General features: G+C 40.5%; 5 protein-coding genes. 1 reads left to right on the top strand and 4 read right to left on the bottom strand.

Annotation, left to right across the window (positions count from 1 at the left end; all coding sequences use genetic code 11):
* Positions 1 to 116: 116 nt before the first annotated feature.
* Entirely contained in the window at positions 117 to 1562 is a 1446-nt protein-coding gene (locus B5D46_RS08690) for a carbon starvation CstA family protein (protein WP_078929118.1), read from the bottom strand.
* Between the two features lie 390 nt (positions 1563 to 1952).
* On the opposite strand from B5D46_RS08690, the gene B5D46_RS08685 reads away from it, so the two are divergent.
* A complete protein-coding gene (locus tag B5D46_RS08685) occupies positions 1953 to 2849 on the top strand; it encodes a flagellin N-terminal helical domain-containing protein (RefSeq protein ID WP_078929117.1) in 897 nt (298 codons plus the stop codon).
* An 84-nt stretch (positions 2850 to 2933) separates the two neighbouring features.
* On the opposite strand, the gene bamC is transcribed toward B5D46_RS08685, so the two are convergent.
* From bamC to glnS, 3 genes are all read right to left on the bottom strand, one after another.
* Entirely contained in the window at positions 2934 to 4118 is a 1185-nt protein-coding gene (gene bamC, locus B5D46_RS08680; protein WP_078929116.1) for an outer membrane protein assembly factor BamC, read from the bottom strand.
* A gap of 236 nt (positions 4119 to 4354) precedes the next feature.
* The gene (locus tag B5D46_RS08675) at positions 4355 to 4813 is read right to left on the bottom strand and encodes a hypothetical protein (protein ID WP_078929115.1); all 459 of its coding nucleotides are present in this window, start codon (positions 4811 to 4813) and stop codon (positions 4355 to 4357) included.
* 33 nt (positions 4814 to 4846) lie between these two features.
* Positions 4847 to 6526 carry a glutamine--tRNA ligase gene (gene glnS, locus B5D46_RS08670; RefSeq protein ID WP_078929114.1) on the bottom strand — a complete coding sequence of 560 codons (1680 nt, stop codon included), beginning with the start codon at positions 6524 to 6526 and terminating at the stop codon, positions 4847 to 4849.
* Positions 6527 to 6681: the final 155 nt, after the last annotated feature.

Below are 6681 nucleotides of genomic sequence, written 5' to 3'. Positions count from 1 at the left end.
AAGTGAACTCCAAAAGGAGTCAGCACTGTGAACCCTCTGAAGCTGAACAGTAATGTCAGCAGTAGGAATCCCCTTGCTTCAGCAAGGGGAGGATGTCAAACAGATTCTACTTATAATCAGACATCAGTTGGAGCACCTTCAACTGGTTTCTTACCAAACTTCAGTAAGCTTACTAAGCAGATTACAGCAACTACAACACCAATGATGTTAGAAGTTGAGATATCTAAGCCAAAGCCCATTGTCTTCTCAAAGCAGATATAGCTTACAGATACAACAGTGATGAAGCTTGCTGGAAGTGTGCAGATCCAGTGGAACTTATCCTTTCTGTACAGGTAAGCAGCTGCTGACCATAAGCAGATTCCTGCAAGAGTCTGATTTGAGAAACCGAAGTATCTCCAGATGATGTTGAAGTCAATCTGAGATAAAGCAATACCGATTAGGAAAACAGGGATTGCAATTACAAGTCTCTTCATTGGCTTAATCTGTGGAAGATGAACTACATCAGCGATGGTTAAACGTGCAGCTCTGAATGCGGTATCACCAGAGGTAACTGGAAGGATAACCACACCAAGAATTGCCAGAAGACCACCAAAACCACCTAATAAGGCAACGCAAGAGTCGTTAACAACAACAGCAGGACCGCCTGCAGACAGTAGAGCCTGAGCATCTGGGTAGAAGGTCATACCAACAGTACACCATACTAGACCAATGAAGCCCTCAGCAACCATTGCACCGTAGAATACCATACGACCTTCTGACTCATTCTCAACACAGCGTGCCATTAGAGGAGACTGGGTTGAGTGGAAGCCTGACAGAGCACCACAAGCAATAGTAATGAATACTAGAGGGAAGATTGGCAGATCATTTGGATGGGTATTGTGTTCAAAGGTAGCCCATGAGTAGAAGTTTTCTGGCATTTCAACAAACAGACCAATGGTTACACCAATAGCCATGATTAGTAGTAATGCGCCGAATATAGGGTAGATTCTACCGATGATCTTATCAATAGGAATGATGGTAGCAAGGAAGTAGTATGCAAAGATTACACCTAACCATGCACCGAAGGTCATTACACCGTCAAAGTGACCAACTGAAAGCTTTGCTAACAGACCAGCAGGAGCTGTTGCGAATACAACACCTACCAGTAACAGAAGAATTGTTGCGAAGACACGCATACCATTCTTGGCAATCTTACCTAGGTTATAACCTACAACATCAGGTACGTTTGCACCGCCGTAGCGAACAGAAAGCATTCCTGAGAAGTAATCATGAACAGCACCGGCAAAAATAGTACCGAAAACAATCCATAATAAAGCGGTTGGACCATAAACAGCACCTAGGATAGGACCGAATACGGGACCTACACCTGCGATGTTTAGTAACTGAATCAACCATAGTTTCCACTTAGGCATGGCAACATAGTCAACACCGTCACTCTTTGTTTTAGCTGGGGTTGATCTAGCTGGATTTGGGCCGAAAATTCTTTCGACGATACGTCCATACACGAAATAACCTACAAGCAAGGCTATTACCGAGATAATAAACCACATATATCTTGGCATACACGACTCCTTATATTTTTATGTTTGTTAAGTAACTGTATATTAAAATTTTCTTGCTAGGAATAATCTAAGAATTTATGAAAAGTTGATAGGACTCCACGAAATTTAAGAGTAGTTTTAGATATCAATCACATTCCTAAGATTAATTTTTGATAAATTCTAAGAGTTTACATTTATTGGAAACGTTTTAGATTTTTATAATTCTTCATTTTGATAAAAAGCCTAATTTAAGCCTATGCTACACTTCGTTATTTTTAGGTAAACGTTTACAACATAACCAAAAAAAAATGAATAAACTCGATTCTATTCAGAAATTCTGAATGATGCCGATATGTATGTATAACCATTAATAAATAAAAAATAAATCTATCTAAAAAGAGGTAACACTATATGCCACTATATCTGACAAATATAGCGAGTATGAGTGCTATGAGGACATTGAATAATGTTACCTCAGGATTAGATACGGTCTATCAGAGACTTGCTTCTGGAAAAAGAATCAACTCAGCAAAAGATGATCCTGCAGGACTTATGATTGCAGATCGACTTACAGCTCAGATCAATGGTTATAAGCAGGGCTCTAGAAATCTGAATGATGGTTTATCTGTTGCTCAGACCATGGAACATGCGCTTGATGAAAGCAAGAATATGCTTCAGAGAATCAGAACTCTGGCAATTCAGGCCGCATCAGGAACGTATGATGATAGTTCAAGACTGGCAATAGATACAGAAGTGCAGGAGTTATGCAATGAAATCTCAAGAATCTCAAACAGTACAACTTTCGCTGGAGCACAAATCCTTGCAGGTAACACTGGCGGGCTTTTCAGTGCTAATGGTAGCATTGATATTCAGTGTTCTGGCAATGTAGGTGATAAAATCTCGATTCCTGGCTTTGCCCAGGGATTCTCTATGTCAGGACTATGTTCTTATACAGGAGTACTGACAACATCCTCCTTTATAAAAGAAAGTGGATCTACACTGTCTTTTAGTCTTACATCTGCTCAGAATGCAGAATCAGTTATCGGATGTATCGATAAATACATCAACGCAATAAGTAGTTATCAGTCCAGACTTGGAGCAGTTCAGAATCGAATGGAATCAGCTATCAGAAACAATGACTCCATGTATGAAAACCTGTCGGATGCCCGTTCAAGAATCACAGATACTGATTATGCAGAAGAGGCATCAAAACTTGCCGAGCTAATGGTACGACAACAGATAATTGCAGCTTTATTCTCAAGAATCAACAACAGCAAGAGTGTAATTCTATCCCTGCTCGGAGGCTGATTTCTCACCACTTACGAAACAAAAAGCGTACTACCGCTTTGTGCAATAGTACGCCTTAGGATTTTATTATCTAGAAGAGATAAACTAGTTAGCCTGTACCTTAACAGCCTGAGCACCTGAGTAAGACTTGAATTCTTCAACAAGCACGTCTGCAAAGCCAGGATACAGTCTTGAAATCTCCTGATCTGGAATTGGATTATCCTTCTCATTGTAGAAGGTAATTGAACTGTACTTCTTCTGGTGGATACCAACACGGATCTTATACTTACCGGTGTTAATGTCCAGAAGACGTCTACCGTGTACATTGGTCCAGTTATCAGTATTATCCTGAACCTCAACATCATATAAAGCCTTTGAAACTGAGTGCTTTAGAACCTTCCAGCCACACTTGTCGAACAGGCCTTCCAGGATAGCATTAGTGGTTTCAAATGGAGCCTCAACGATAATTGCCTGATGTCTGTTATGGTCCTTACCAAGAGAAACAACAAGATTATCAGGATCTGCCTCAGCCTCATGCTGCTTAGCATCAATTTCGTGAATGATATTGTTGGCAAAGCCCATAGCAAAACGTTCCTGCTCGATCATATCAAGCAGGTCTTCCATACCCTTGCCTGAGGATAAAGAAGTCATTGAACCGATAAGCTTAGAAGCGATACCTAGGGAACCATCAGAATTTCTTCCGACACGGATCTGATAGATCTGGTTATATTTCTTAAGACCGACATCAGCATCAGTTGCATCATAAGGCTTACCGAATTCGGTAAAATCACGAGAAATGGTGGTTAACAGATACTGACCAGGAGCAATCTTGCCGACACCGATATTCATATGTTTTAGAACTGAAGCTAACAGCATCCAGGCATCATCTTCAGAGTGAATACCGTGTGAGCCGTTTCTCTCAAACCAGACAATAGCTTCACCGTCAATCCACTGAGTATGAATACCCATGTCTGATCTGTATGGAGCGGTAGGAGGGCGAACATCAACAGCTTCACCTAAAGGACCGTGCAGAGATTTGGCATTAACCTGAGGAATAACAAGTTCCTGATTAGTACCAGGATTATCCAAACCTTCAGGTACAACAAGAGTATTTCTGTAGATCTTCGAATCAACGTGCTCGTAATAGCCTGTAACCTCTCTTGTACTCTTGTCCATACCAAAATATTCTTGGTAATAGTCCTTTACAGTAACGCATCCTGTCATGGTAAGAGCTGGCAATGCCATTACAGTTACGACTAAAGCAAGTTTATCTAACTTATACTTTGTCACCTAAATACTCCTGTATCTTAATACTTGTTCTGATGATATCTGATAAATGCAGTTAGATAGATATCAGTTTAATTATCATTTTTAAGTTATCCCTGGATTAACTGCATTCAACATAGCCAGGCAAACTTAGAGAACAGAATACTAATCCCTCCGCTCTATGGCGACATTTTGGGACAGTAATGTTCATTGCTTTGGAGCACCGCTTTTTAAAGCGATGCCCCATTGATTAAAGCTAATTATTCATCCTGCTGAAGAAGAGGTTTCTGTAGGTAATTAAACAGATTGGTACTTACCATGTTTAAAACCTCTTTGATTGATGAAAGCTCTGGATCATAAGCATTGATATATGTTGGCTCTGAACCTGGTTCATAATAGCAAACACTAGAGAAAACAGCGTCAACATCAGTATCTGAAAGAGTCAGAGAACATCTGAAATCAATCAAACGCTCCACACCAGCCTGGATTAGTAGAGGATCTCTCATTTCCTTACGGAAATTGATTACGCCCATTGATCTGTCATCTAAGAAGATCTGATTAGGACGAACACCTACCTTAACCCAATGTTCAGCCTTATCGTATGCTCTTTCTAGCTGATTGTCAGAATGATAAGTGAATGCAACTTCATAGTCACTGCCTGGTGGAGGCGCAACCTTATCCTCTGCCTTCTGAGCGTTGTCATTTTCATAATCTGACATAGTGTACTTACTCCTTCTTCCACTTATCGTTTGTTATACAGAAACTTTTTTGGTCTCTCTTAAGGCAACAGTCAAGTTGAACTCTGGCTTACCTTCAGTAGAGTTCTTGCTGTCGACACAGAAATAACCTTCTCTCTCAAACTGGAAACTCTGTCCTACTTTAGCATCCTTCAGACTAGCCTCTAAAGCTGCATTCTCAATTTCAATCTTAGAGTTCTTGTTTACAGTTGAAAGGAAATCCTCTGCAGCACCTGGATTAGGTACGTTAAACAGATTCTCATATAGATTTACCTTTCCACGATAGCAGTTGTTTGCATCAACCCAGTGGATAACTCCCTTTGGCTTATGACCTTCAATGGTAGCACCTACAGAATTTGGAACAGCTACAACGTGAACAACAGTAACCTTGCCATCACTATCCTTCTCACAGGAAACTGCCTGAACAACATATGAATTGCGCAGACGAACCTCATGACCTAACTTCAGACGCTTGTACTGCTTGTTAGCTTCCTCTCTGAAATCAGCCTCATCAATATAAAGTTCCTTGCTGATGGTAATGGTTCTTGTACCTAAATCCTCTCGCTCAGGATGATTGCTGATGGTATAAGAGGTATCAGTTACCCCCTCTTCGCCATAGTTATCAATAACAAGCTTAATTGGATGTAAAACAGCCATAGCGCGAGGAGCGTTTCTGTTAAGATCATCTCTGATACATGACTCAAGAGCGCTCATTTCAACAACATTTTCCTGCTTGGTTACACCGATACGACGGCAGAACTCTCTGATTGATGCAGGAGTATAGCCTCTGCGGCGCAGACCGGAAATGGTTGTAAGACGAGGGTCATCCCATCCGTCAACAATGCCCTCTTTTACAAGAAGGTTTAATTTACGCTTTGAGGTGATAGAGCCTTCCAGGTTCAGACGGCTCATCTCATACTGATGTGGACGAGCCTTAATAGAAATGTGCTCTAAAACCCAGTCATATAATCTACGATTATCCTGGAACTCAAGAGTACAGATAGAATGAGTAATACCTTCGATTGCATCAGAAATGCAGTGTGTAAAATCATACATAGGATAAATACACCACTTATCCTTGGTAATCGCATGCTCAGCAAATCTTACACGATAAATAACAGGATCACGCATACAGATGAATGGAGAAGCCATATCAATCTTTGCTCTTAGGCAAACCTGACCTTCCTTGAATTCACCTGCCTTCATTTTCTCAAATAAAGCGCGGTTTTCCTCGATTGAACGATTTCTGTAAGGACTCTCCTTGCCAGGCTCCTTCAGAGTACCACGATATTCACGAATCTCATCAGGAGAAAGCTCGTCAACATATGCAAGACCTTTATCAATAAGTTCTAATGCATAGCCATACAGACGATCAAAATAGTCTGATGAATGACGGATCTCAGTCCACTTAAATCCAAGCCACTGAACATCTCTCTGAATGGAATTGATATATTCCATGTCTTCCTTTTCAGGGTTGGTATCATCAAATCTTAAATTACATGTACCCTTGTAGTCTCTTGCCAAACCAAAGTTCAGACAGATTGATTTAGCATGACCTATGTGAAGGTAACCATTTGGCTCTGGAGGGAATCTGGTTGCAACATGGTCATGGCGACCTGAATTTAAATCATCATCAATAATGTCGGTAATAAAGTTACGAGGGATTTTTTCCTCTTCACCAACAGCAACAGTCATTTAATAAGCTCCAAAATCCAAAAATACTTAATACACAGATCTTCTCATCTCTAAAGAGAAGTTTCCTCTGCTATTTAATAGCAAAAAAGGGCGACAGTATACAGATACACCTTATGCCCTTTGCTCTTTAGTTTGCACAATCAGTCGGTAAAAGT

The sequence above is a fragment of the Succinivibrio dextrinosolvens DSM 3072 genome (assembly GCF_900167015.1).
In the GTDB taxonomy this organism is placed as follows: Bacteria; Pseudomonadota; Gammaproteobacteria; order Enterobacterales; family Succinivibrionaceae; genus Succinivibrio; species Succinivibrio dextrinosolvens.
Note: the sequence above shows the minus strand (reverse complement) of the source record. Positions and strands in the feature narration are given on the sequence as shown.

What these genes read in the sequence shown, in the direction of transcription:
- B5D46_RS08675 (WP_078929115.1), bottom strand. Translation starts at nt 4,813, where the DNA reads ATGTCAGATTATGAAAATGACAACGCTCAGAAGGCAGAGGATAAGGTT.
- glnS (WP_078929114.1), bottom strand. Translation starts at nt 6,526, where the DNA reads ATGACTGTTGCTGTTGGTGAAGAGGAAAAAATCCCTCGTAACTTTATT.
- B5D46_RS08690 (WP_078929118.1), bottom strand. Translation starts at nt 1,562, where the DNA reads ATGCCAAGATATATGTGGTTTATTATCTCGGTAATAGCCTTGCTTGTA.
- B5D46_RS08685 (WP_078929117.1), top strand. Translation starts at nt 1,953, where the DNA reads ATGCCACTATATCTGACAAATATAGCGAGTATGAGTGCTATGAGGACA.